This is a genomic window from Methylovulum psychrotolerans, from assembly GCF_002209385.1.
Taxonomy (GTDB): domain Bacteria; phylum Pseudomonadota; class Gammaproteobacteria; order Methylococcales; family Methylomonadaceae; genus Methylovulum; species Methylovulum psychrotolerans.
Window position 1 is genome coordinate 3194736 of sequence record NZ_CP022129.1, and the last position, 24472, is coordinate 3219207.

Below are 24472 nucleotides of genomic sequence, written 5' to 3' on the forward strand. Positions count from 1 at the left end.
CCATTCTTTCAAACAACTACCTACCGATGCAATTCAGTAACAAATGGTTATCGTTTTACCGGATTTTGCTCTGTATGGGCATCACCTTAACCCTCATACTCAATATCGCCAACAAACTGCCGTTGCCTACCTTGGAACGTATGGAGCATATCCTTTACGATTTGCGCCTAAGCAAAACCGTCGTTAACACCATAGACCCGCGCATTGTCATTGTCGCCATTGACGAAGCCAGCCTTGCCCAAGAAGGCCATTGGCCCTGGCCCCGTGATAAGGTCGGCTATCTGGTCGATATGCTGTTTGACTATTATGGCATCAAACTGCTGGGTTTTGACATGACGTTCTCAGAGCCGGACACCAGTTCCGGCATTAACACCTTCAACCGCCTTGCCAACCAAGAACTGCACAATGATGCCACCTTTTTAGCGGCATTTAACAAGCTAAAGCCGCAACTGGCCTACGATGAGGTATTCGCCAAAAGCTTAAGCCGCCGCCCAGTGGTGTTAGGCTACTATTTCAGCCACATCCAAGAAAAATACCCCGAAATCGGCCAATTGCCATTGTCAGTCACCTCAACCGCCACCCTGCCCTTTAGCAACCTGTTAGATAGCCCCAAAAGCTATGTGGCGAACTTGCCCGAATTACAGACCGCCGCCGCCTCAGCAGGTTTTTTTGAAAACCCTTATATCGACAAAGACGGCATCTACCGGAAACTGCCGCTGCTGCTTGAATACAAAGGCCAGCTCTACGAATCCCTGGCCTTAGCCTTATTTAGAAGCCTGCTCAATTACCCGCCCATCCAATTTGAGACCAGCGAACAATATGGCAACAGCCGCTTAGAAAGCTTGCACATTGCCGGCATCCGTGTACCCGTTGACGAAGCAGCGGCAATTTTACTGCCCTTTCGTGGCCGCGAAGGCTGCTTCACTTATATCTCCGCCACCGAAGTCCTCAACGGCACAGTCGACAAGGCCAAACTCCAAAACAAAATCGTCCTGATCGGCTCCACCGCCGTCGGCTTATTAGATTCACGCGCCACCCCCGTCCAGCACATCTATCCGGGGGTGGAAATGCACGCCAATATTCTGAGCGCCATGCTCGACGAAACCATCAAATCGCGCCCCAACTATATCGTCGGCTTGGAAGTGATCGAATTGGTGCTGATTGGCCTATTGATTATCTTTGTGTTTCCGCGCCTGTCCGCCGCTTGGTCGGCCATTGGCTTTTTAGCGATTTTATCCGCCAGCGTTTGGGGCAATATTTATTGCTGGACACAGATGGGCGTGGACACTATTTTGGCTGCCCCTCTCGTACAACTGTTCTCGCTCTATGGCATCCAGATATTTTTTGGCTTCTTCCTGGAAAGCCGGAAAAAAAAGCACATTAGCGCCATGTTTGGGCAATACATCCCACCCGAACTGGTCGAACAAATGAGCCGTTCGGACGAAGCCTTCACCTTACAAGGGGAAAGCCGCAAAATGACCGTGTTCTTTTCTGACGTACGCGGCTTTACCAGCATCTCCGAAACCCAAGACCCCAAAGCCCTCTGCGAAATCATCAACGCCATCTTTACCCCTGCCACCCACCTGATACACGAAGCCAACGGCACCATCGACAAATACATCGGCGATGCCATTATGGCGTTTTGGGGCGCCCCCATGCACAACCCCCAACACGCCTCAAAAGCCATACAATCCGCCTTGGCTATCGTCACCATGCTGGGCGCGTTACAAAAGGAATTTATCAATCGAGGTTGGCCCATCATTGATATGGGCATAGGCATTAACACCGGAACAATGAATGTCGGCAACATGGGCTCGCAATTCCGCATCGCCTACACCGTCATGGGCGATGCCGTCAATTTAGGCGCCCGCCTGGAAGGCCTGACCAAACAATACGGGGTAAAAATCATCGTCAGCGAAACCACCCGCCACGACGCGCTCGAATTTGCCTACCGCGAATTGGACCGCGTCCGCGTCAAAGGCAAACAGCAACCCATCACTATCTACGAACCCCTAGGCTTGATAGACACTATCAGCCCCGAACAACACCAGGCGTTAAACAAACTGGATGCCGCCCTACACGCTTACCGCCAACAGCAATGGCCAGCCGCCACCGGGCTATTTACGGCTTTAGCCGGGCAATACCCCCATGACAAACTCTACCAGATATACTTAGAGCGCATTGCCTTTTACCAACAAAATCCGCCCGCTGCCGATTGGGATGGTGTAGAAACCCATACCAGCAAATAGCCTTTTATAAACCTACCCTCCAGAAACGCCGAAGGGGTAAAAAACCGTAGCTTCTTACCCCTTCCGAAAACCCATCTGCCAGCGGCAAAGCGGATTTAAGCCCCTACAGGCTGATCCAACTTAAATGCCGCATGTAAGGCCCTGACCGCCAATTCCATATACTTTTCGTCAACCACCACCGAAATTTTAATTTCCGACGTGGAGATCATCCGAATATTGATACCCTCAGAAGCCAAGGTTTGGAACATCGTACTGGCAATACCCGCATGGGAACGCATACCCACGCCGACAATAGACACCTTAACAATACCGTCATCACCCGTGACCTTTCTCGCGCCCAAGTCACCGCAGGTTTGCTCCAAAATAGCTTTGGCACGTTGATAATCGTTGCGGTGGACAGTAAACGTAAAATCAGTGGTCGCATCGTCGGCAATATTTTGGACGATCATATCCACTTCAATATTAGCATCGGCAATCGGCCCCAAAATTTTAAACGCCACGCCCGGCAGATCCGGCACACCCGTAATCGTCAGTTTTGCCTCGTCCCGATTAAAGGCGATGCCCGAAATTAAAGCACTTTCCATTGATGATTCCTCGTAAGTAATGAGCGTACCATTACCCTCTGTAAATGATGATAAAACACGCAGGGCAACACTGTATTTGCCCGCAAATTCGACAGAACGGATCTGTAAAACCTTTGAACCCAAACTCGCCATTTCCAGCATTTCTTCAAAGGTAATGCGTTCCAAACGGCGGGCTTTCGGCTCAACCCTAGGATCGGTGGTATACACGCCATCGACATCGGTGAAAATCAGGCATTCGTCGGCCTTTAATGCCGCCGCCAACGCCACCGCCGTGGTATCCGAACCGCCGCGCCCTAAAGTCGTGATATTGCCGTCCTCGTCAACGCCCTGAAAACCCGCCACGACCACAACCTTACCTTCATTAAGGTGGGCATGGATACGGCTATCGTCAATCTTGCGGATACGCGCCTTGGTATGGCTGCTGTCGGTCAAAATCCTCACCTGTCCGCCCGTATACGAACAAGCGTCACAACCTATCTCATGCAGCGCCATGCTTAACAGCGCCACCGTCACCTGCTCCCCGGTCGAAATCAAGACATCCATTTCCCTCTCGGTAGGCTGCACCTGCATTTCTTTTGCCAAACCGATCAAACGGTTGGTTTCGCCGCTCATCGCCGACACCACCACCACTATCTGATCGCCCAAGGCCTGGGCTTTTTTAACTTTTTCAGCGACCGCCTTAATACGTTCTACCGTACCTACCGACGTGCCACCAAATTTATAGACATAAAGTGCCATTTTTAAACCTGTTAATGTGATTTGCTGCGAAGAATACGAAGACCCTCTCCGAACCCGCTATGGTAAAAGGTTTTTGGATTTTATTAAACAATTATGACAAACGCGATGCTTTAAAAGCCGCGTAAACCCATCAAACCAGACAGCCTGCGTGCCCGTCAACACAAAAAAAACCACCCTCTTTAACCGCATTCATTTGCTGGAAAGCCGATAAACCTTGTATTCGGTACGCTCTGGCGGCTGCTCCGGCCATTCTGGATTGCGCTCAAAAACACTTTCCACATGCGTCAACTCAATAGCGAAACCTTCTGCATACAAAGCCGTAATCTCTTCGCCAACCCCCAAGGCCTCACCCAAGGTCTCATCCGCTTGCGCATCTTCCGTCGTCAGCAAAAAAACCTGGGCGGCCTGCGATACAATCGCCTGCAAATGGGCAATGTAAAGCATACGAATCGCTTCCGGCAAAGCCGTCAGCGCGGCGCGGTCATAGACCGTATCAATCTGCCCAAGCTCCGCCAGCGTCAGGGAGAAAAAATCCCCGCACAGAATACTTAAGCGGCCCTGCCGCCATAAGGTAAACTGCCCTACCCGCCGCCGCGTAGGCTTTAAATGGTTCTCCCGAAAAAACGCCCGGACGGCAATAGGGCTTAACTCAACACCAATCACCTCATGCCCCTGCTGTGCCAGCCAAATCATATCCAAACTCTTACCGCACAACGGCACAAACACCCGGCTACCCCGCACCAAACCAAGGCCAGGCCAAAACCGCATAAGTAACGGGTTTACCGATTTTTGGTTAAAATCCGTCTGCTGATCGCGCCAGCACTGTAACCAAAGCAAATTGTCCCGACTGGTCATAATGACTCCAACGTCAACGATAGTGTAGAATGTCAGAGAACGCCCTTAAATGGGATAAAGACATCAAGAGGAATGAGCAAGTATCTTATTGCATCATAGCACCCGAAGAACCAAATTCAGCCTATTGAACAATCCTTGCAAGACAAATAAGGCAATTTAGCCCACTGATTGAACCGTATTCATGGCTATTTGTCAGATAAGCACATTCCGATCAACCTCACCGCCGTTTCCCTGTTTCCAAACCCGCCAACGTTTCGATTCGGATTGACAGCCGCCACCAGTAAAAAACAAGCCCAATTTTAATGCCTCTGCCCGGCCAAAACCGCTCTCCCTATCAATACCCCCCTGATTAACGGAAGCTTAAAAGTAAATGACGACAAAACACTTTTTTTAATCTTCTCTTAATCTTTTACTCAGCTTAAATTCATCTTCGCAGCTTACACTGTCTTTGCATCGTGAATTAACCTGCCCACGCACTTGAAAAAGCCCCGTGATTTATTGTTAGGAATACCCGCCGGAACGGGTTAGCTCAGGAATATCGCCCGCATTTATGACATAACAGACCGATAAATGCGGATTAATCTAAAACTCTTTATAAGAACATACTTATAAATATTAATTTATAGCCATTTTTGGAGAACATCATGAAAACAACTTATTTATCAACAATAGTCGTGCTTTCTGCATTAGCCACTGGCTGTGCATCCATGAGCGGCTGGAAACCTGTTGTCGATCCCCGTATGGATAGACATGCAGAAACCGTTGGGCGCGACATGGGAGAATGCAAGGCGCTGGCTGAACAAGCATCGGACATCACAAAAGAAATCGCTTTAGGCGCCGGTGTCGGCGCGGTGACTGGTGCCGCAGGTGGCGCAGCCGTTGGCGCTGTCGCGGGCAGTGCGGCCACGGGCGCGGCAGGCGGCGCTATTTTGGCCATTCCCGCCGGCTTGTGGGAAGGTTATCAAGCTAACGAGAACTTTAAACGGGCATTCAAAAACTGTATGCGCCAGCGCGGCCATACCGTCGTCAACTAAAAGCAACCTTGAAGAACAGCCCTTTTTGGCGAACGCACCGTTCCTGAAAAAAAACTGACCTTGCTTGCGGGCGTAGCATCAGACAACCCATAAAAACGGTGTGCCTGATGTGTGCGCTCAATACCTACCAAAATGTAAACGTTTTGGACAAGCCATAAAAAAAGCCTATACGCAGCAAAATACTCAGTCTTCCAAGTTGCGCACAAACGTATAACTGCCAGAGGCCTGTTTCATCCGGTATAACGTGGCCGGACGGCCTCCTTCCGAACGTTTTTCTCCGGTATCCAGCAATAATCCCGCTTGCTCGATGCGGCGACGGAAAGACTTTTTCTGCAAGCGTTTACCGATCAACACCTCATGCAAGCGCTGAAGCTCCGGCAGTGTGAAGGTTTCCGATAGCGCGTAGGCGGGCACAATCGAATAAAGCGCCTTTTGCCGCAGACGCTCCCGCGCCAAACCAATCATAGCCTGATGGTCGAACGCCAAATCCATTTGGCCGACAACATCCACAGCCAGCCATTGCACATCGGTGACGCTGGCAATATGCGCAGCACAACTCTGAAACCCCATCAAAGCGGTATAGGCAACCGTCACTGACCAACCGCGCTTATCACGCCCGGCATTGCCTATGCTTTGCAGTTGCTCCAAATAGGGCGGCTCGACATTGGTCTTCTCTTTAAGTTTGCGTAGCACAGTCTCTTCCAAGGTTCTATCCTGTGCCAGATCGACAAAACCGCCAGGCAATCCCCACTTACCTTGTTCAGGGTGCTGTGAACGCTTGACCAACAGCACTTTTAAGCATTCTTCATGATAAGTAAACATCACCGCATCAACGGTCAGCAGCGGGCTGTCAAATTGGCGTTTATCGTATTCGGCTAAAAATTGTTTTTCATCCATTGTAGCGGTCTATAGTCCTGGCCAGTTGCCGACAAAAATCGACTAAAAAAGCATTGTCTCAAATTTTGTGTCTTTTTGTCACTTATAGGCTTGACGCACAGGTGTCTATAAGTCACTATAGCCACTAAGTGACTTATAGACCCAATTAGGAGACAGACCATGTTAGGCATAAAATACTTCAAAGCAGATTCTTCAACTTTCGTCATCCAAACAGTCAACGGCAATGCCCGAAAAAAAGGGCAAGGTTTGAGCTTTTTTTACAACGTCGCCACCGCTTCGATTGCCGCCGTCCCAGTCAGTGCCCAGGAAGCCCCATTCATTTTCAAGCTCTTGACCGCCGACTTTCAATCGGTGACCGTACAAGGCCAAGTGACTTATCGGGTAGCCGCGCCAGAAAAAATAGCCGAAATGCTCAATTACAGCCTGAAAAGCGACGGCAAAACCTACGTCTCAGAAGACCCATTGAAACTCTCCGACCGGGTGATCCGCATCGTGCAATCGATTGTCCAGAACAAAGTACAAAACACCAGCTTAAGGGATACCTTAAAACTGGCCCAAACCTTAGTTGCCCTGCTCCGGGAACAACTTATCGGCGATTCTTCGCTAGCGGCGTTAGGCATCGCCTTGCTGGATGTGTCGATCAGCGCCGTCCAACCCACCACGGAAACCGCCCGCGCCTTAGAAGCGGAAGCCAGGGAAGCCCTGCTGAAAGAAGCCGATGATGCCATTTATAATCGCCGTAAATCCGCAGTCGAACAGGAACGCACCATTAAAGAGGCGGAACTGCAAACCGAACTGTCGATACAGCAAAAAGAACAGGAAATCGCCGAATCACGCCTCCTCAATGAACGCGCCATCCAACGCGGCAAAGCCGAAACTGAACGCGAACGCTTACAGGCAGAGATTGCCAGCGAAAGCCAACGCAAGGAATGGGTGCTGTTAAATAGCGAAAACAGCCGCCAGCAAGCCGATGCCGAAGCTTACGCGATTACCGAACGCATGAAGGCGTTTAGAGAATTGCCCGTGGAAAACCTTAAGGCTATGGCACTGGCCAAAATGGACCCCGAACAACTGATGGCGATGGCCTTCGAATCCCTGGCGCAAAATGCCGGCAAGATTGGTGAACTGAACATCACGCCGGATCTCTTTGGGCATATTATGAAAAAATCGGTGCGCCCATGAGCGGACATTATCAACACCGCTTTATTCTGGTGGTACGCAAAACCCGATTGCAAGAATTGATCGAACGCTTCAATACCTGGCCGCAAGCCCGGTTTTACTTGGAACACAATCAGGTGGATGCCCAGGATTATCTGGATGAACACGATATGTATCAACGGCGGTTACAAGAGGCGGAGCGGACGCTGAAAGCATTAGGCCGCTTCCAATTACTGGAACGCCACCTGCTGCCCAATTACCAGTTTAGCCCAGACGACATTGTGATCACCATCGGTCAGGACGGCTTGGTCGCCAATACCTTAAAATACCTCAACGGCCAGCCCGTGATTGCGATAAACCCTGACCCAAGGCGTTGGGACGGCAAACTGCTGCCATTTGAAATCGGCGACTTACACGCCGTGGTGCTGCGCACCGTGGCAGGCAAATCGGCGTGTAAAACGATTAGCTTTGCAGAAGCAAAGACTAACGACAGCCAACAGATGCTGGCGGTCAATGACCTGTTTATCGGCCCCAAAAGCCATACCTCGGCCCACTACCGGCTATCATGGAACGGCCACCAAGAAACCCAATCATCATCAGGAATTATCATTTCCACAGGCTTCGGCTCCACAGGCTGGTTCCAGTCGCTCCTTGCCGGTGCCTTGGGCGTTTCAGGCACTACATCCCATCCGCTCAAAGAGGGCTTTGCCTGGCACGAAAAACGCCTACAATTCACCGTCCGCGAACCGTTCCCAAGCCGAACCACAGGCATTAGCATGATTTTTGGCGTTATCACCCCCAACACACCGCTCAAGCTAGAGTCCCTAATGCCAGAAAATGGCGTGATCTTCTCAGATGGCATCGAATCCGACTTTCTGGCGTTCAATTCCGGCACGGTGGTGACTATTAATTTAGCGGCGATTCAAGGGCAATTGATCGTTTAAATGTAGAATAACTGATTGAAGGGTAAACAAACGGCAGTCGGCTTTGGCTTCTTAAATCTTAAGATTTTCCGGCCACAAAAAATAAGGTCCGTATTTCGGGCTTTTGCGGAATTCTCCCCCTGCTTCCTTACCTTTTGCCGTCAGGTAGTTTTTACCTTCGCGGATTTCCATATAACCCGATGCGATTAAGTCCTCGGTCAATTTGCTGGTTTTGATGCCCAGCTTCTGCGCTAATTTTGATGAAGTGAGCTTGCCTGCCGTTTCTTCCGCTTCAACCTTGCTTTCTGTGTCGCTGGTAGCAACCCGTTCTAATGAAATGCGGACTTCATCGCTGATGCGGATAATGCGCTGGGCTTCTTCATAGGCTTCTTTGTACAACTCGCCATCATCGGCGCGATAAATCAACACGCCCATTTCGTTATTATTGACTTGACTGAACTCGTAAAGGTTAAGGCTGGTGATAATGCACAGCTCTTCGTTCAAATAGCATTTGGCGTGCAGGTTTTTGCAAAAGCTGGTGCGGACGTATGACAGCTCTTTTAACCAATTGATCTCTTCCGGCTGTAACTCGCTTTTGCCGTAAACAATCCGCACGTCTATTTTCATCCGGTCTTTATCGCTTAACAGTTCCTTCATCCTATCATTGAGCTTTAAAAACGGGCTGATCAATATTAAGCGGTCTTTCGCGTTTTTTATCATTTCTTCAAGGAAATAATTTGTCCCGCTAGTATTTAAGAACTGATGTTACGCAGCCCTTAGTTTTTGCAACTCTTCATAAGCCATTTGGTTGGCCTTGACGAACAGCTTGGCCCGCATAGCGAAATGATTGGTTTTATGTTTTATCTTCAGGCATTCGAGCTTGAAGCGGCTTCCGGGATGGTCAGGCCCTGTTCTTTCATCACTGAAAGCAGTTTTTTTCTGAATGCCGCTGGATAAGCCATTCGTTTTCCATTCAAGATGATCGTTTTTACAATAGCCTATTATCATATCAAATTATATTGGCTTGGCTATAATGGATGTGCCTGTACCCAGCATGATAACAGTGGTGTTGGCGATGGGGATGTTCCAATAGTAGTTTTGGTCTTTGGCTTCGGTTAAATACAGCACCCGCCCGTCTTTTTGCATGACGCGACACTTTTCTAGGTAGTAAATATTGGCACGTTTAGAATGTAGGATGGCTTTTAGATCAGACAACTGTTCCATTAATGGCTGGCCCTGATAAATAGTAAATTTAGGGAGGACGCAGGAAACGGAACTTAAATCCGATGGTTTAATGGTTGTTTTTTTCCTCTTTTCTCAGCGTCGTTTGTGACGATATAAAAACCGCGATAAAAGATAGCATTTTAAACCGATTAAATATATAAATTAACACTTAAAAAATAACAACCCATTATTTTATTCTGATTGTACCTGATGATGGGGGGGCAGACTGGGACTGGAGCCAATTGGCTTTTCTGGACGGGATTTAAAGGTATTATGACAGGACATCCGTCCTGCTTTTGCTTATACGCCGTACTACTTGTTTGATAACATCTAATACGCTAACTTCCACTTTCGGCATCAGCTCCGTAGGAGACTAGCCTATTTTTTGACGCGGCCACTATCACGAAGCATCCATTTTGTAGCCGAATCCGCGTACGGTCTTAAGCAATTTCAGTTCATGCCCATCATCAATTTTACGGCGCAACTGGCGTATATAAACGTCCACGACATTGGTTAAAGGGTCAGAACTGTAACCCCACACCTGCTCCAGAATCCGGGTGCGGCTTAACATTTTCCCGGACATGCGCATCAAGCATTCCAATAAGGCATATTCCTTAGGGGTCAGCTCGATAGCGGCCTCACCGCGCCGCACTTCATGGGTTTCCCCATTCAACACCAGATCGGCTACACGCAATTCATTCGACGCTTCCGGCTTGCTGTCGCCGCCACGCTGCCGCCGCATCAGCACCTCGATACGCGCAAGCAATTCTTCAAAAGCGAAGGGTTTGGTCATATAATCATCGGCGCCTGAACGCAGGCCGGTGACTTTATCCTGCACGGTATCCCTGGCCGTTAACATAAGGATGGGCGTATCAACCCCCTGAGAGCGCAACAGCCCGCACACCTCCCGGCCATTCATATCAGGCAAGCCCAAATCCAAAATAATCACCTGAAACTGCCCGACACTTCCGATTGTGATGGCTTCCTGTCCGCTTCGCGCCACCTCTACGGCATAACTTTCGGCCTTTAGGCCACGCCGGACAAAATCGGCAATACGCACATCATCCTCCACCAAGAGGACGCGCTTGTAACCCATACTTTGGGCGTTATCGGCGTTAAAGTATTTCCCGCTCATTGACAAAATTATCCTGTCCTATCGAAATCAAAGGGAGTGTCACCGTAAACGTCGACCCCTGCTGTTCAGTGCTGGCCACGCTGACCTGCCCGCCGTGTGCTTGCAATATGGCTTTAGCCATAGGCAAGCCCAAACCCGAGCCGTCATTCCGCGAACTCAGGGCATTATTGCTACGAAAATGGCGGTCAAAAATACGCTCCAAATCTTGGGCGGGGATGCCGATGCCTTGATCACTGAGGCTAATAATCGCTTGGTGGCCATCCGCCGCCAAGCAGACGGCGATATGCCCGCCGGGCTTTGAATAGCGGCAGGCGTTGTCACCGAGAATAAACAGCACCTGCCGAAGCCGTTGTTTATCCCCACGCACCCAAAGCGCTTCGCCAAGTGTATTCAGCGCAACGGTCAAAGCATTTTCCTGCGCCATAACCTGAAAATCCTCGACTGCACTGGCGACTAACTCCAGCAAATTGACATGATCCCATTCAAAGTGCAAATGGGCGGTTTCGGCACGGGCCAAGAACAACAAATCATTAACATACTTAGCCAATTGCATAGCCAATTCGACAATACGGTGCAATGCTTCTTTATACTCTTCGGCAGGGCGATCATCACCGCGTAACGTCACCTCGGCTTCGCCACGGATAACCGTAATCGGAGTGCGCAGTTCGTGGCTAATGTCGGCCAAAAACTCCCGCCGTGTACTGTCCATGTGCTGTAACTGCCCATTCAGTTCATGTAACTCAAGTGTGCGTTCGGCGACCTTTTTCTCCAGCAGGACACGCCCCTCGCGCAGTTTGTTTTGTTGCAGCGCAATCTCTTCGGCCATTTGATTGAAATGCATGGCGAGATACGCAAATTCATCGTGGGTATTGAGTTGAATACGATAGGGCAGGTTGCCTGAGGCAATTTCGTCCGTACCTTTCATTAATGCTTCGATAGGTTTTCGGACACTGCGCAAGAGTAATATGCCGGCGGTAAGGCTAAACAGTGCGGCTGTCACTGCCGCCATAACGGCAATTCGGCGCGAAAGCCCAACCAATTTGTCCAATTCTGCCTTGGCCGTTTGGGCTTTGGCCCGTTCGGCATTAATGGCGACATCAATGAGCGGCTGAAATTTACCGTCGATTTCTTGTTCCGAGAATTGTGCAAAAGCCTGCACAGCCAAACTGCGTTTACCTTGTTGGCGCAAGCGTTCAATTTCATCAAAGCGGTATTCGCTGGCTTCCAAAAAAGCCGTGAAATGCGCCACCCTTTCCAATTCGGCGGGCTTATCTTGCTCACCTCCTGGAGCTACGTCGCTGGCAGGGGTTTGTATCGCCGTATTTCTGAGCTTGTCCATCGCTTCGTAAAGCCGCTGTTTAGAAGTCTTAATCCCGGCTTCAGTAGCAGGACTATCCGTTAGCAAGCTATCCATGCGCTGTTTAAAGTACCGATACGCCTCTTGAGATAAACGCCCATAATCATCAAATGCTTGGTAGGCGGTTTGGCTACGCTGGAAATAAAGACCGACTTGGTTTGAACCCCAATATAGCACCGTCCCTAACAACAAAACAAAACAGAAAGATAGGCTAATAGCCACCAACAACCGAAGACGAAACATAGCCGCTAGTTTCCGCCGTTCTCATCCATTTGTTTTTCCATAGACCTGATGGCCTCCAGCTTTTCCCGCAACAGACGGGCCTCATCTTTATTGCTTTCCATTTTATTACCCTCCACTTTGGGAGTTTTGGGCGGTTTCGATTCCAGCACAGATTGGACATTTTTTTGTTTACGGTCTAAAGTGCTGATTTTTCTCGATACTGATCCTAACCGTTTCAGCGCTTCCAAATCAATAGCCACTAATCGGCGTACCTGTTCATCAGCCAAGCTAGCCGTCGGAATAGCCGCCACGCCACTGATGATAGCGCCAATGTCGCCACAGGCATCGGAAAGCAGCCGCCCCACCATAAGATGTAATTGTAACCCTATTTGAGGGGACGATTTTTGCCGATCCAGTAAAGCTTGGCACAGTTCAGCGCGTGAGGCGGGCGGGGTGTTAGCCATGTTCGCCCCGAAACCCAGCAATTCATTAAGGTCTGACTGTGTATATGGGTCATTATAAGCGGGCGCGGGAGTCTCTTTAGTACCCGAACCCCATTCGGCACAGCCAACCATCAGTAAGGCAATGTAAGCCAAACTTATCCATTTTATCAGTGCTAACAACATATCGCTTTCATAACTCCTTTAACGGTATCCGAACCTGGATCCGGGCGCCTTGTTGGTCTTCACGGGGATCAATAATATCGACACAGCCTTGGTGGTTGGCGACATATTCTTTAACAATAGCCAAACCCAACCCCGCTCCTTCGTTAGCGTCATCAAGCATCCCCTTTCCACGGAAAAAAGGCTCAAAGACACGGCTGCGGTCTTCTGGCGCAATTCCCGGCCCTTCATCTTCAATCTCCAATTCTACCTGCCCACCTGCCTCACGCAACATGATGCGTATTTCTCCGTTCACTGGCGAATACTGCACCGCATTGGCAAGCAAGTGGCCGATAATACCGCGCAACTGCTCCTGAACACCAGACATTGCAACAGGCCTGAGCAGTTTCTTTATACTCAGCGATTTAGCGGCAATAGGCTCTTGATAATCCATAATAATCGCTTCCAACACCTCTTTCAGATTAACGGTTTGCGGGTGCTGTATGGCCGACATAGCATTAATTTGGCTATATCGGGCTAATTCTTCAGACACAGTGTGCAATTTTTCAATATTCGCGCACAGCACCAAGGCCATACTCTGGCGCATAGCATCGCCTTGCGCCTCGGCATCGCTAGCTAGCCATTGCGCCCCTTCGCTGATTTCCTGTAGCGGCGTTTTTATTTCACAAGCAACATTATGGATAAACTGCCGCTTAGAAAGGGCCAATTCCATTAAATGCGTACGCAGCCATTCGAGACGCTCGCCCAGATAGCGCAAATCCGTAGGGCCGCTGACCACAATCGGCTCAGCCAGTTCCGTCGAACCTAGACGGCGGATAGCCACATCCAATTGCCGCATGGAACGCGATAACACAACTAGCAGCAACACAATAAAAATAAATGACACCACCAACAACACCGCACCTTTAATCAATAGCCCTTGCTCAAGAATTTCCGACTGCTGGCGCAATTCATTAAACTCATGGTCGACATGGCTTTCAAACTCACGCGAGAGGGTGTTGGAAGATTCTCGCAGCCCCTGAAAAGCCTCATTCACAGCAACACTGGCATTATCGCCCGCTGCCGACCCCATAATCTGCTGATAAATAAGGTTTTCTTTTTCTGACAATTCATTGGCCAGCAAAGCTATTTTATTGTCGACGTGTAATTTCAGTAACTCACTTAATGCCTGTTTGAATGCCGACCGGGTATTTTCGTAAGATTCGCGCTCATAAGGCTGACGTAACGCCGGATCTGACAACAAAATGAACAGCCGCGCCTTACGTTCAACATCGGAAGACTTTTGTAACACCAAACGGATTGCCTTCGTCTGTGCAAAGACCTGATAATTGATCGCCCTGCCCAAGATGGCCGTCTCGCGCATAGCAAAAGCCGCATACATCACACCCAAAAACAATGGGATAACGGCAATCACAAAGCCTAAAATAATCAGGGATTTTAACGATATTATTTTTTTGAATTTCATCCGCAATATGAAAAAGCAAGCACTAAAGGCTTCATTAAGGGGGTTTAAAAAACTTAAAACACGCCATAAGACTATATCACCAAACCTATACCGATTTGAAAAATGTTTGCCGTACAGGCAAATTGGGCTATCACAGCTTATTGGAGCTTGGCACACACTTAGCGGATAGGTTTAGGCCAATAACAATATCCCTACTTACCACACTAATTTTAAGTATTTTTGCACACCTAGCTTAGTTCCATGGGATATTTTGCTATACTTAAAATCACATAGCCTATCAATAAAAGCTACCCACGACTAAATAACGGGTAGACTCTATCGTTTTTTATTAACCACCCAGTAAATAAGAGCGAATATTAAAAAAACGTTGCACCATTACCAACCATATTGATGTATGGGGTATGGTCAAAAATGGCTTCTTTGGTTTAAAGACCTTGGCAAAGGCAATTATGTTTAATGAATGCAAGCATGTTATTCACGCTTTTTTAAGCGTTTGTTTTCTGCTGAGTATAAACCCTGCTTGGTCAGCCGCGCAGGAACCTGTCAGCTTGCAATTAAAATGGCAACATCAGTTCCAATTTGCCGGTTATTACGCTGCTAAAGAAAAAGGTTTTTATAAAGATGCCGGGCTTGATGTCCGTATTATTGAAGCCGCTCCAGGCGTGGATGTTGTCCGAGAAGTCATGGCTGGCAGGGCGCAGTTTGGTGTTGGCACCAGCGAACTAATCCTCAACCGCTATCGCGGCGATGCGGTTATTGTCCTTGGAGTCATTTTTCAGCACTCGCCTTTGGGTCTGATTACCCTTACCTCATCAGGAATCGACAATATCCATAAATTAGTTGACCGTAACGTGATGATCGAATCGGGTTCATCAGAATTATTCGCCTATTTCTTTCAGGAAGGCTTTACCCAAAAAGCTTTCAACTTACAGCACCACAGCCAAAACATTAACGACTTGCTGACGGGTAAAACCGATGCGATGTCGGTGTATATAACTGATGAGCTTTATCCGCTCAAACAACAAGGCCATACCTACAACCTATTCAGCCCACGGATGAGCGGCATCGATTTTTATGGTGATAACTTCTTCACACTGGAAAGCGAATTGGCAGAGCATCCCGAACGGGTAAAAGCCTTTAGGGAAGCGACCTTACGCGGTTGGCGTTACGCCATGCAAAATCCTGACGAAATTATCCAACTCATTTATGACCGCTATTCGCAGCAACACAGCATCGAACATTTACAGTTTGAAGCGCGGGCGATGTACGCACTGATGCAGCCAGAACTGATAGATCCTGGTTATATGAACCCGGGGCGCTGGCAGCATATCGCCCAAACTTATCACCAGCTAGGGCTATTGCCGGCCCATTTCGATGCCGATGCGATGCTGTATTTACCTAATAGCGAAAATGACGTGAAAAAACTCGAAAGGACGCTGTACTACACGGCAGCGGGGCTATCGCTGTTAACCCTGTTTTTAGGGGTTTTATTCCGCTTCTATCGTACAGTGCGCGTTAACGAGGCCAGGCTCAACATCATGTTCGATCATGCCCCACTGAGCTTGATTGTGTTGGATGACCAAAACCGGATCCAACGCTGGAATGCCGAAGCCGAAAAAACCTTTCTCTGGCAGGCTAAAGATATTGTCGGGAAGAGTATTTTTGTCATCATTCCTTTAGCAATCCGCCCGAAAATTGAAGAAATTCTCACAACTGTACACAAAGAACGCACGATTGCCCGCCACGAAAACGCCAACCTTAAACAAGACGGCACCGAAATCCTTTGCGAATGGCTGAACGCCCCCTTTAAAGGCAAACAAGACCAAGCCGGTTTTATCATCTGTATGGCCCGCGACATTACCGAAGATAAACAGTTAGAGCAAAAGCTTAAGCAAGCCGCGCATTATGACAACCTGACATCGCTACCGAACCGCGCCTTGATTTTTAACGAGCTAAAACATTCGCTCACCCTTGCCGCCGCCGACAACACCAAAGTGGCAGTATTATTTCTTGATTTGAACGGCTTCAAGGAGATTAACGACAACTTAGGCCACGAATCGGGGGATATCCTGCTGATAACCATCGCCCAACGCCTCCCCAATGCCATCCGTGCGGGCGATTATGTAGGTAGGCTGGGCGGGGATGAGTTTTTGGTCATTCTGCAAGACATCGGGTCGCTAAAAAACGCGCAACGGCTGGCCGATACTATGCAGGAGCTGATTAGCCAGTCTTGTCTAATTAAAGAACGGGCAGTCACCATCAGCGCCAGCATCGGTATTAGTCTGTATCCTGACGATGCGACAGAAATCAATGCCCTGATTCACTTGGCCGACCAAAACATGTACCAAGCCAAACAGTCGGGGCATTAAGCACCAGTGCACCTACCATCAGCCGTTTCCCCCTGAAGGCACGCTAATGACAAACCCGTTACCACTGCGCATTTTTATTGCCTTGTTTTACTTAGCGCTTTCTGTCCCAGCGGCGGCGGAGGACACCCCGCTACTGTCTATGCCGCTGGCGTGTACGGTCGGGGAGACCTGTTTTATCCAAACCTATGTCGATGCCGATAGCAGCCCGGCTTACCGCGATTACCATTGCGGAGCGCTCAGTTATGATGACCATAGAGGAACGGATTTCCGTCTGAAGTCTATGGCGGACTTAAACGCCGGCGTGCCGGTGCTGGCAGCGGCTGATGGCGTGGTCAGGGCAGTGCACGACGGCATGGAAGACATTAGTGTTCAGATTTTAGGTAAGCAGGCTTTACAGGGCAGGGAAGCGGGCAATTCGGTGGTGATTGTCCACAGCAAAGACTGGGAGAGCCAATATGCGCACCTGAAAAAAGGCAGTGTCGCTGTCCAGCCCGGACAAACCGTAAAACGGGGTACGGTATTAGGGCGGGTAGGACTGTCAGGTAACAGCGAATTGTTGCATCTGCATTTTGAAATCCGCCATAAGGACAAGCCTGTCGACCCGTTCGTCGGCCTGACGGCTGGCGACACTTGTTCACTAGGTAAGCGTCCGCTATGGCAAACGGACACCTTGAAAAAGTTGCCCTATATTGCTACTGGGCTTATCTCAGCCGGGTTTGCCGACCATCCGTCTGCGCCTGATGAAGGGCTAGCAGTCACACTAGCCGCCGACGCACCTGCCTTGGTTTTTGCAGTAACCGTGTTTGGTGTCCAGACCGATGACGAACAAAAGTTGGACTTTTTCACCCCTGACGGGGCTGTTCTGGTGCATCAAGACAAGCGGATAGAGAAAAATATGGCGCAATACCATAGCTTTATCGGTAAAAAACGCCCACCAGCCTTATGGCCTAAAGGCAATTACCGGGCCGTTTACCAATTACTGCGTAAGCAACAGCCTATTGTTAACCAAGCGTTCAGCTTGCGCGTTGGCCCTTAAAAGTCCTGATCCACCAAAAGACGCGTCAGGCTAGTGCTGCTTAGAAGCGTATAGCCATCCCATCAGACCAGATTAGACACCTCATGAGTATGGTTTGATGATGCAATCCACACAAAACAAGTAAATGCCAATCGTCCCCTAATCAGATACAATCAGAAAACATCACCGCGACAAGCAACCGACCTTATGACCGCCGCCCTGCTATTGATTATTCTTGCTTTTCTGCTTAGCATTTTCATTATGCTGTTGTTAGCCCTTAGCCGCCTCACTAAACTGCTGAAAAACCATTCCGACACAACTTTTGACGATATTAGCCGCTTACTGCAAAACAACGAAAACAGCCTGAACCAAGGCTTTAGCGAATCCAGAAAAGAACGGCGTGAGGTCAGCGCGGAAAACCGCCGCGAACTTCAAGACGTGTTTAAAAATCTGCAAGATACCCTACTGAACCGTATTGCCGAGAATAGCACCCTACAAAACCAACAGCTCAACGCTTTTAGTGCCGCGTTTGGCGAATTGTCAGAAAAGCTCATCAACCATTCCAACGATTTCAGGCACAGCGTCAGCTTGTCTTTTCAAGCCTCCAGTGACAGGCTCAACCAAAAACAGGATGAGTTCCGCGATAAGACCGTCCAACAACTGGATATTTTTGCCGCGACCATTAAAAATGATGCTTATACTAATCGTCAGGAATTGAATACAACGTTACAAGCGTTTGAGGGTAAATTTTCCGAAGGCATTAAGGCGTTTAACGAGCAACTGCGCTTAGAGTTTGCCGAATTGAACAGACAACAGGCGGAGACCAACCGACAAGCAAAACACAGCCTGACTGACGTACAACAGACCATCGACAAACAACTGCAAGCCATCCGCGCAGACAACACCCTGCAACTGAACGAAATGCGCCGGACGGTGGACGAAAAGCTGCACGAGACCTTAGAGAAGCGGCTGGGCGAATCGTTTAAGCAAGTTAGTGACCGTTTGGAGCAAGTCCATAAAGGCTTGGGCGATATGCAAAATTTGGCAATTGGGGTGGGAGATTTGAAAAAAGTCCTTTCTAATGTTAAGGCACGGGGCATTTTAGGCGAATATCAACTGGGCAACATCCTCGAACAAATCCTCACACCCGACCAATATGCCATGAATGTGCCCACCAAACACGGCAGTCGTGACGTAGTTGAATTTGCCGTCAAATTGCCCGGCCAAGCCGATGAAAAAACCGTCTGGTTACCGATAGATTCAAAGTTTCCGCTGGAAAGCTACCAAGCCTTGTTGGGTGCATGGGAAGAGGGCAATATCGGGGCAATTGACGCGGCGCAAAAACTCCTACTTAGGGCGGTAGAAGGCTTTGCCAAAGACATCAGCAGCAAATATATAGACCCACCGCACACCACCGATTTTGCGATCATGTTCTTACCGATTGAGAGCCTGTACGGAGAAATCCTACGCCACCCAAAACTATTTGAACGCCTGCAACGCCATTACCGGATTACCATCACTGGACCGACCACCTTATCGGCATTGCTGAACAGTCTGAACATGGGCTTTCGAACGTTGGCGGTACAACAGCGCAGCAGTGAAGTGTGGAAAGTGCTGGCGGAAGTAAAGACCGAGTTCGTCAAATATTCGGAGCAACTGGCGGCAGTGCATAAGCACCTGAATTCTGCAACGAATACCTTAGAGACTCTACAGACCACCCGCACTAAAGTCATGGAGCGCAAACTGCGTGGTGTTGAGGCCTTGGAGCCGGGTTCTGATAAGAACCTGAAGCTGCCGGGGATTATAGAGGATGACGAAGAAATGGACATCAAATAAACTCGCCTTGCTATGGTGCAAACGGGCGGCTATCTCAGCGTTATTAAGCGAAAAACCAAATCCTCTACACCGACCACTTCAACGTGCAAGCACTGCCAGGCGCTCCGCAAATGGAATGTCTACAGCTCCTCCCTTAAAACCCATGTCCGGCACACACCGAAAAACGGCAAGGCACACAAAATGCTTGCCCTAACTGCGGCAAAGCGTTGTTTTAGGTAAACGGGATACGCCCTTTATCATCCAACACCTGCCTCCACCTAGCTTTAATGCTTTTTAACGGCTCCATCTCAACATCCGTATAGGCCGTTATGGCATACTGCTCTTGGGGCGTAAGTCTCAGCACGTTAGGCATACAGCCGCAGGAAACCAGAAGCTGGCCACAAAAAGGGCAAATTTCATCTACACAGAACGCTTTATGTAACTGGCTTTCTGAGCATGCGCAATGGGGGCACTGTTTTGACATAGGCACAACATCCTTTGTTAATTATAGTTTTTTGTTAACTTTCCAGGCCGTCAAGCGATACAACCAACGGCCTTACCTTGTTTGATAGCCTATCAGGCTTAAAAAAAACCGGGCAGGACGACCAAAATCCGCCATCCGATGATAGATAACGAGTTGTCATGCTAACACGATAAATTGACTTAAAATAGTAAATATGTCACAACATCGGCATCCCGTTCTAACACTTTACCTTTTTTGTTTTTAAAACATTTAGTTATGGTAATTTAAACGACCTATCCTTTTGGCTTTAGCGGTTAATCCCTTATGTTCTCCAGACTACTTGTCTCCATCGCTTATTTTTTGCAAGATTCGCCATACTACCGACACACCAAACAATTTTTCTATAACTTATTAGAAAACCCCGACAGCCGTTTAAAAGCGAATTTTGATATTGTCATGATCGCCTTAGTCATGTTCAGCGTATTTTTGCTGATTTACGAGGTTGATACGCCGTTAACGGCCTTAGATATGCAATTCGAGCAAACGCTGATACTGATTTTCACCTTGGAATATTTGTTGCGCGGCTGGCTGTATAACGACTGCCATAAAATTATCTTGGCGCACTACGAAAAAACCCGCTACCTTAACATCCCCTTTAGCCTAATAACGGTGTTGGGGAAAATTTTTGCGCAAAAATGGGCTTATATGTCCTCACCTCTGGCGTTAATTGACTTATTGGCGATTTTGCCCAGTTACCGGCCTTTGCGGATGTTGCGCCTATTTCTGATTTTTCGGCTGTTTAAGCTGTTCCGCTATTTCAACAGCCTAAAATTGTTCACCGAAGTTTTAGCCAGTAAGCGTTTTGAACTGTACACGTTAGCGATTTTTTTAAGCTTTGTGGTCTTTATCGGCAGCACCGCCATTTATCTGTTTGAAAAACCGACCAATAGTAGCCAAGTCGCACATTTGTTCGATGCGGTTTATTTCACCATCGTCACCGTCTCCACGGTCGGCTATGGTGACATAACCCCGCACACGACGGGTGGTCGGATAGTGGCGATGGTGTTGATATTAAGCGGCTTGGGGGTGTTCTCGTTCCTGACCTCCATCATGGTGTCGGCGTTTAATGATAAAATGCAGGATATGCGCGAAAACCAGACCTATACCGAACTCAAACGGTGCCGCGATTATGTGATTATTTGCGGTTTCGGGAGGGTAGGCGAACATCTCGCGGCACGGCTGAAGGCTGAGCGCCAACATTTTGTCATTATCGATATCAATGCCGACAATGTCAGCAAAGCCAAGCGCCTAGGTTATTTGGTCATTCAAGCGGATGCCAGCAAAAATGCGGTATTGCTCCAAGCAGGCCTTAACCAAGGTGCGAACAGCGTGGTCTGCACCACTGGCAATGATGTCGTCAATGTCTATATCACCTTAAGCAGCCGACATTTAAACCCTGATATCCGCATCGTTTCCCGCGCCAACAACCCGGATACCATCAAAAAACTGTACCAGGCAGGGGCTAGCGACGTGATCCAGCCTTTTGCCATCGCGGGCTTAGTCGCCGCCGAATATATCGGCCAACCCGTCGCTTTTGAAGCCATTTTCGGTATCTTAAAACAAGAAAAACAATACATGATTGACACCCTAACCGTTACCGGCCCCTCTTTTATCGAAGCTAAAACCTTAGCCGAGTTGGATTTTATCGGCAGGAAGCTCGTGTTACTCGGTATCGTCAGTGATAATCCCGCGCATAACCAACATAAAAACCGTTACCAGGTCAGCCACCAGCACTTTTACTTTAACCCGCCCGCACATTTTGTCCTGCACAGCGGTGATGTATTAGTGCTGTTAGGCCGCGATGTCAGCATCGGGCATCTTCGCCAACAAATTGCGCGTAGCCGCTTTAACAATAGCCGTAAATCATGAAACATATTGCCGTTTTTGGGTTTAGCCTCATGTCGTTAGAGCTGATGCAACGCTTGCAGCAAGCCGAGCATAGCCTCGTGTTTATCAGCCAAGACTGCGCCGAAACCGCCCTGATGACCGCACAAGGATTTACTTGCCAAACCCTGGATTTCCGTAACGACGACCAACTGCAAGCGATAGGCATAGGCGAACATATCGACACGTTGTTCTGTTTTTTCCCTACCGATTCCGACAACGTGTTTTTAACCATTTCCGCCCGCGCCCTCGCTAAAGACTTGACCATCATTAGCATTGTTGATGATCCTGAATCGGCAGAAAAATTATTGGCGGCGGGGGCGAATAAAATTATCGACCCTTATGAGATTTGCGGGCGTAAACTCCATGAAATGCTGACCCGACCCGACATTTCTAATATCCTTGACCATACCGTGTTCGGCCAACACGACCTAAACTTGGTGCAAGTGCCCATCCCTCCGGGTTCTTACTTAGAAAATACCGACCTCAGCGGGCTGGACTTGAACGCCCAGTATAATGTTATCCTCATCGGCGTAGTCGATACCGACCAAGGGGAAGAACTGCATTTTGCCCTAGACGATACATCCCGCCGTCTGACGGCAGGAGATATTTTGGTGGTCTTAGGGGTTACTGCGGATATTGAAGCATTTAAGGCCGGGTTGTCCGTGGCGGGTTAAGCCCTTGGCGGCGGACTTGTAGAGTCCGGCGTTAAGCACACGGCAGGCTAAACGTCGGCGCACCGGGTTTAAGCCATCCTGCCAAGGCTAAAGACCTTTGCGCTCCGTTCAATTCCTGACGGCATCCATATCTCCCCTAAACCTATAATCCCCATCTTTACGCTTTTTTTACATCCATGCCGCTAAAATTATCAACGAACGTCAGCCGGGGTTGTCCATAGGGATAATGCCAAATAGGGTCGGCATCCGATAGTTTTAGCAGAAGGGATATTATGGTGTATTGTAATGTGACAATCAGCGCAAAATGGGCCTACGCGCTTATGGCAGGCCGACAATGACAGCGATCTTACAACCTCTTGACCTGACCCATCATTGGGCCGGGTATTTTTCCTTGGCCGTCATGGTCATCGCCTATATTGCGGCGATGTTTGAAGAATCTACGCATTTGCGCAAATCCAAACCCATGCTGCTCGCGGCGGGTTTGATTTGGTTTGTCATTGTCCTGGTCTATCAGGAACAGGGCGACGACGCGCTGGCGGTGGCGGCTTTTAAAAGCAACTTACAAACGTATATCGAATTATTGTTGTTCATCATGGTATCCATGACCTATTTGAACGCGATGGAAGACATGCGCATTTTTGATGCCCTGAAAGTCTGGCTAGTCAGCAAAAACTTAAGCTACCGGCAATTGTTCTGGCTGACCGGCTTCTTGGTGTTTTTTATGTCCAGCGTCGTCAATGGCCTGACCGCCGGCCTTCTTATGGGGGCGGTGGCGGTGGCCGTAGGTAAAGATAGCCCGCGCTTTGTGTCGTTAGCCTGCATCAATATCATTGTCGCCACCAATGCGGGCGGCTCGTTCAGCCCCTTAGGCGGGATTTCGACGTTGTTTGTCTGGCAGCACGGCAGATTGGGTTTTACCGACTTTTTCCAACTGTTTATCCCTTGTCTGGTCAACTTTCTGGTGCCGGCCTTGGCGATGCACTTTGCCCTGCCTAAAGACAAACCGGATATTGCCATAAGGACAGTCCAGTTGTCGCGGGGCGCGAAACGGATTATTTTTCTATTTGGTGTAACTATCGGCTTGGCGGTCATTTATGATATGAAACTGCACCTGCCCGCAGCGGCGGGCATGATGGCGGGCTTGTCAATATTGCAGTTCTTTTATTTTTATCTGCAAAAAACTACGCCGCCAGACAGCCAAAAACCTGCCGACAACGCCTTATTTTTAGGCGGCGGCGATGTCGCTTTGGCCGATCCGGCCAATAAGTTGGATATTTTCGATAAAATAGGCCGCCTGGAATGGGACACCCTGCTGTTTTTCTATGGGGCGATGATGGGCATAGCGGGTTTAGGTTTTATCGGTTATCTTGATGCCATCTCGCAAGTGTTGTTCGGACAATTAAGCCCGACCCTCGCCAACATCCTGATCGGCCTGTCGTCGGCTTTTGTCGATAACGGCACCTTAATGTTTGCGGTGCTGACCATGAACCCCGACATCCCCCAAGGCCAATGGCTGTTACTGACTTTAACCCTAGGGGTAGGCGGCAGCTTATTGGCGATAGGCTCCGCCCCCGGCATCGGCCTGTTAGGCCAAGCCAAAGGCCAATACACTTTCAGCAGCCATCTGAAATGGTGTCCGGTCATCATACTGGGTTACTTTGCCAGTATCGGGGTGCATTTTTTGGTTAATGCCAAGTCTTTTTAAAAGCATGGCTCCCGTTGCGC

19 protein-coding genes and 1 pseudogene are annotated in these 24472 nt (G+C 49.0%); 10 read left to right on the forward strand and 10 right to left on the reverse strand.

Going from position 1 to position 24472, the window contains the following annotated elements:
* Nucleotides 1-26 precede the first annotated feature (26 nt).
* The gene (locus tag CEK71_RS14540) at nucleotides 27-2249 is read left to right on the forward strand and encodes a CHASE2 domain-containing protein (RefSeq protein WP_088620059.1); all 2223 of its coding nucleotides are present in this window, start codon (nucleotides 27-29) and stop codon (nucleotides 2247-2249) included.
* Nucleotides 2250-2344: 95 nt separating this feature from the next.
* Here the strand turns inward: CEK71_RS14540 and CEK71_RS14545 are convergent, their stop codons facing one another.
* Both CEK71_RS14545 and CEK71_RS14550 read right to left on the reverse strand, forming a co-directional pair.
* Nucleotides 2345-3571 (reverse strand): aspartate kinase, encoded by a 1227-nt coding sequence (locus CEK71_RS14545; RefSeq protein ID WP_088620060.1) that lies wholly within the window; start codon nucleotides 3569-3571, stop codon nucleotides 2345-2347.
* Between the two features lie 189 nt (nucleotides 3572-3760).
* Nucleotides 3761-4426: a thiopurine S-methyltransferase gene (locus tag CEK71_RS14550; protein ID WP_088620061.1), complete on the reverse strand. Its 666-nt coding sequence runs from the start codon at nucleotides 4424-4426 to the stop codon at nucleotides 3761-3763.
* Between the two features lie 644 nt (nucleotides 4427-5070).
* Between CEK71_RS14550 and CEK71_RS14555 the strand changes: the two genes are divergently transcribed.
* On the forward strand, nucleotides 5071-5460 hold the full coding sequence (locus tag CEK71_RS14555) for a glycine zipper family protein (protein WP_088620062.1): 390 nt from the start codon (nucleotides 5071-5073) through the stop codon (nucleotides 5458-5460).
* A gap of 183 nt (nucleotides 5461-5643) precedes the next feature.
* Here the strand turns inward: CEK71_RS14555 and CEK71_RS14560 are convergent, their stop codons facing one another.
* Nucleotides 5644-6357 carry an NUDIX hydrolase gene (locus CEK71_RS14560; protein ID WP_088620063.1) on the reverse strand — a complete coding sequence of 238 codons (714 nt, stop codon included), beginning with the start codon at nucleotides 6355-6357 and terminating at the stop codon, nucleotides 5644-5646.
* 159 nt (nucleotides 6358-6516) lie between these two features.
* On the opposite strand from CEK71_RS14560, the gene CEK71_RS14565 reads away from it, so the two are divergent.
* Together CEK71_RS14565 and CEK71_RS14570 are read left to right on the forward strand one after the other, a co-directional pair.
* The gene (locus CEK71_RS14565; RefSeq protein WP_088620064.1) at nucleotides 6517-7539 is read left to right on the forward strand and encodes an SPFH domain-containing protein; all 1023 of its coding nucleotides are present in this window, start codon (nucleotides 6517-6519) and stop codon (nucleotides 7537-7539) included.
* Nucleotides 7536-8459, forward strand: a complete 924-nt coding sequence (locus tag CEK71_RS14570) for a diacylglycerol kinase catalytic domain-containing protein (protein WP_088620065.1) — start codon at nucleotides 7536-7538, stop codon at nucleotides 8457-8459. The genes CEK71_RS14565 and CEK71_RS14570 overlap by 4 nt, the downstream gene beginning before the upstream one ends.
* A gap of 51 nt (nucleotides 8460-8510) precedes the next feature.
* Here the strand turns inward: CEK71_RS14570 and CEK71_RS14575 are convergent, their stop codons facing one another.
* The 7 genes and pseudogenes from CEK71_RS14575 to CEK71_RS14605 all read right to left on the reverse strand — a co-directional run bounded on the left by CEK71_RS14575 (nucleotide 8511) and on the right by CEK71_RS14605 (nucleotide 14464).
* Nucleotides 8511-9158 (reverse strand): phospholipase D family protein, encoded by a 648-nt coding sequence (locus CEK71_RS14575; protein WP_088620066.1) that lies wholly within the window; start codon nucleotides 9156-9158, stop codon nucleotides 8511-8513.
* 45 nt (nucleotides 9159-9203) lie between these two features.
* Nucleotides 9204-9323: pseudogene (locus CEK71_RS24320) on the reverse strand (IS701 family transposase); the annotation flags it as partial.
* A 129-nt stretch (nucleotides 9324-9452) separates the two neighbouring features.
* Nucleotides 9453-9662: a hypothetical protein gene (locus CEK71_RS14585; RefSeq protein WP_232463648.1), complete on the reverse strand. Its 210-nt coding sequence runs from the start codon at nucleotides 9660-9662 to the stop codon at nucleotides 9453-9455.
* 400 nt (nucleotides 9663-10062) lie between these two features.
* On the reverse strand, nucleotides 10063-10797 hold the full coding sequence (locus CEK71_RS14590; protein WP_232463649.1) for a response regulator transcription factor: 735 nt from the start codon (nucleotides 10795-10797) through the stop codon (nucleotides 10063-10065).
* Nucleotides 10778-12397: a sensor histidine kinase gene (locus CEK71_RS14595; RefSeq protein WP_088620068.1), complete on the reverse strand. Its 1620-nt coding sequence runs from the start codon at nucleotides 12395-12397 to the stop codon at nucleotides 10778-10780. The genes CEK71_RS14590 and CEK71_RS14595 overlap by 20 nt, the downstream gene beginning before the upstream one ends.
* Before the next feature lie 5 nt (nucleotides 12398-12402).
* On the reverse strand, nucleotides 12403-13002 hold the full coding sequence (locus CEK71_RS14600) for a hypothetical protein (protein ID WP_088620069.1): 600 nt from the start codon (nucleotides 13000-13002) through the stop codon (nucleotides 12403-12405).
* Nucleotides 13003-13009: 7 nt separating this feature from the next.
* Entirely contained in the window at nucleotides 13010-14464 is a 1455-nt protein-coding gene (locus CEK71_RS14605; RefSeq protein WP_088620070.1) for a sensor histidine kinase, read from the reverse strand.
* A gap of 548 nt (nucleotides 14465-15012) precedes the next feature.
* Between CEK71_RS14605 and CEK71_RS14610 the strand changes: the two genes are divergently transcribed.
* The 6 genes from CEK71_RS14610 to nhaD all read left to right on the forward strand — a co-directional run bounded on the left by CEK71_RS14610 (nucleotide 15013) and on the right by nhaD (nucleotide 24452).
* Complete coding sequence (locus tag CEK71_RS14610; protein WP_232463650.1) at nucleotides 15013-16833, forward strand: diguanylate cyclase domain-containing protein; 1821 nt, start codon at nucleotides 15013-15015, stop codon at nucleotides 16831-16833.
* A gap of 46 nt (nucleotides 16834-16879) precedes the next feature.
* Complete coding sequence (locus CEK71_RS14615) at nucleotides 16880-17869, forward strand: M23 family metallopeptidase (protein WP_088620071.1); 990 nt, start codon at nucleotides 16880-16882, stop codon at nucleotides 17867-17869.
* A 186-nt stretch (nucleotides 17870-18055) separates the two neighbouring features.
* Complete coding sequence (gene rmuC, locus CEK71_RS14620; RefSeq protein WP_088620072.1) at nucleotides 18056-19684, forward strand: DNA recombination protein RmuC; 1629 nt, start codon at nucleotides 18056-18058, stop codon at nucleotides 19682-19684.
* Nucleotides 19685-20450: 766 nt separating this feature from the next.
* Nucleotides 20451-22055 carry an NAD-binding protein gene (locus CEK71_RS14625; RefSeq protein WP_088620073.1) on the forward strand — a complete coding sequence of 535 codons (1605 nt, stop codon included), beginning with the start codon at nucleotides 20451-20453 and terminating at the stop codon, nucleotides 22053-22055.
* Entirely contained in the window at nucleotides 22052-22747 is a 696-nt protein-coding gene (locus CEK71_RS14630) for a potassium channel family protein (RefSeq protein WP_088620074.1), read from the forward strand. Before CEK71_RS14625 ends, CEK71_RS14630 begins: the two co-directional genes overlap by 4 nt.
* Before the next feature lie 334 nt (nucleotides 22748-23081).
* Nucleotides 23082-24452: a sodium:proton antiporter NhaD gene (nhaD, locus tag CEK71_RS14635; RefSeq protein ID WP_232463651.1), complete on the forward strand. Its 1371-nt coding sequence runs from the start codon at nucleotides 23082-23084 to the stop codon at nucleotides 24450-24452.
* Nucleotides 24453-24472 lie beyond the last annotated feature (20 nt).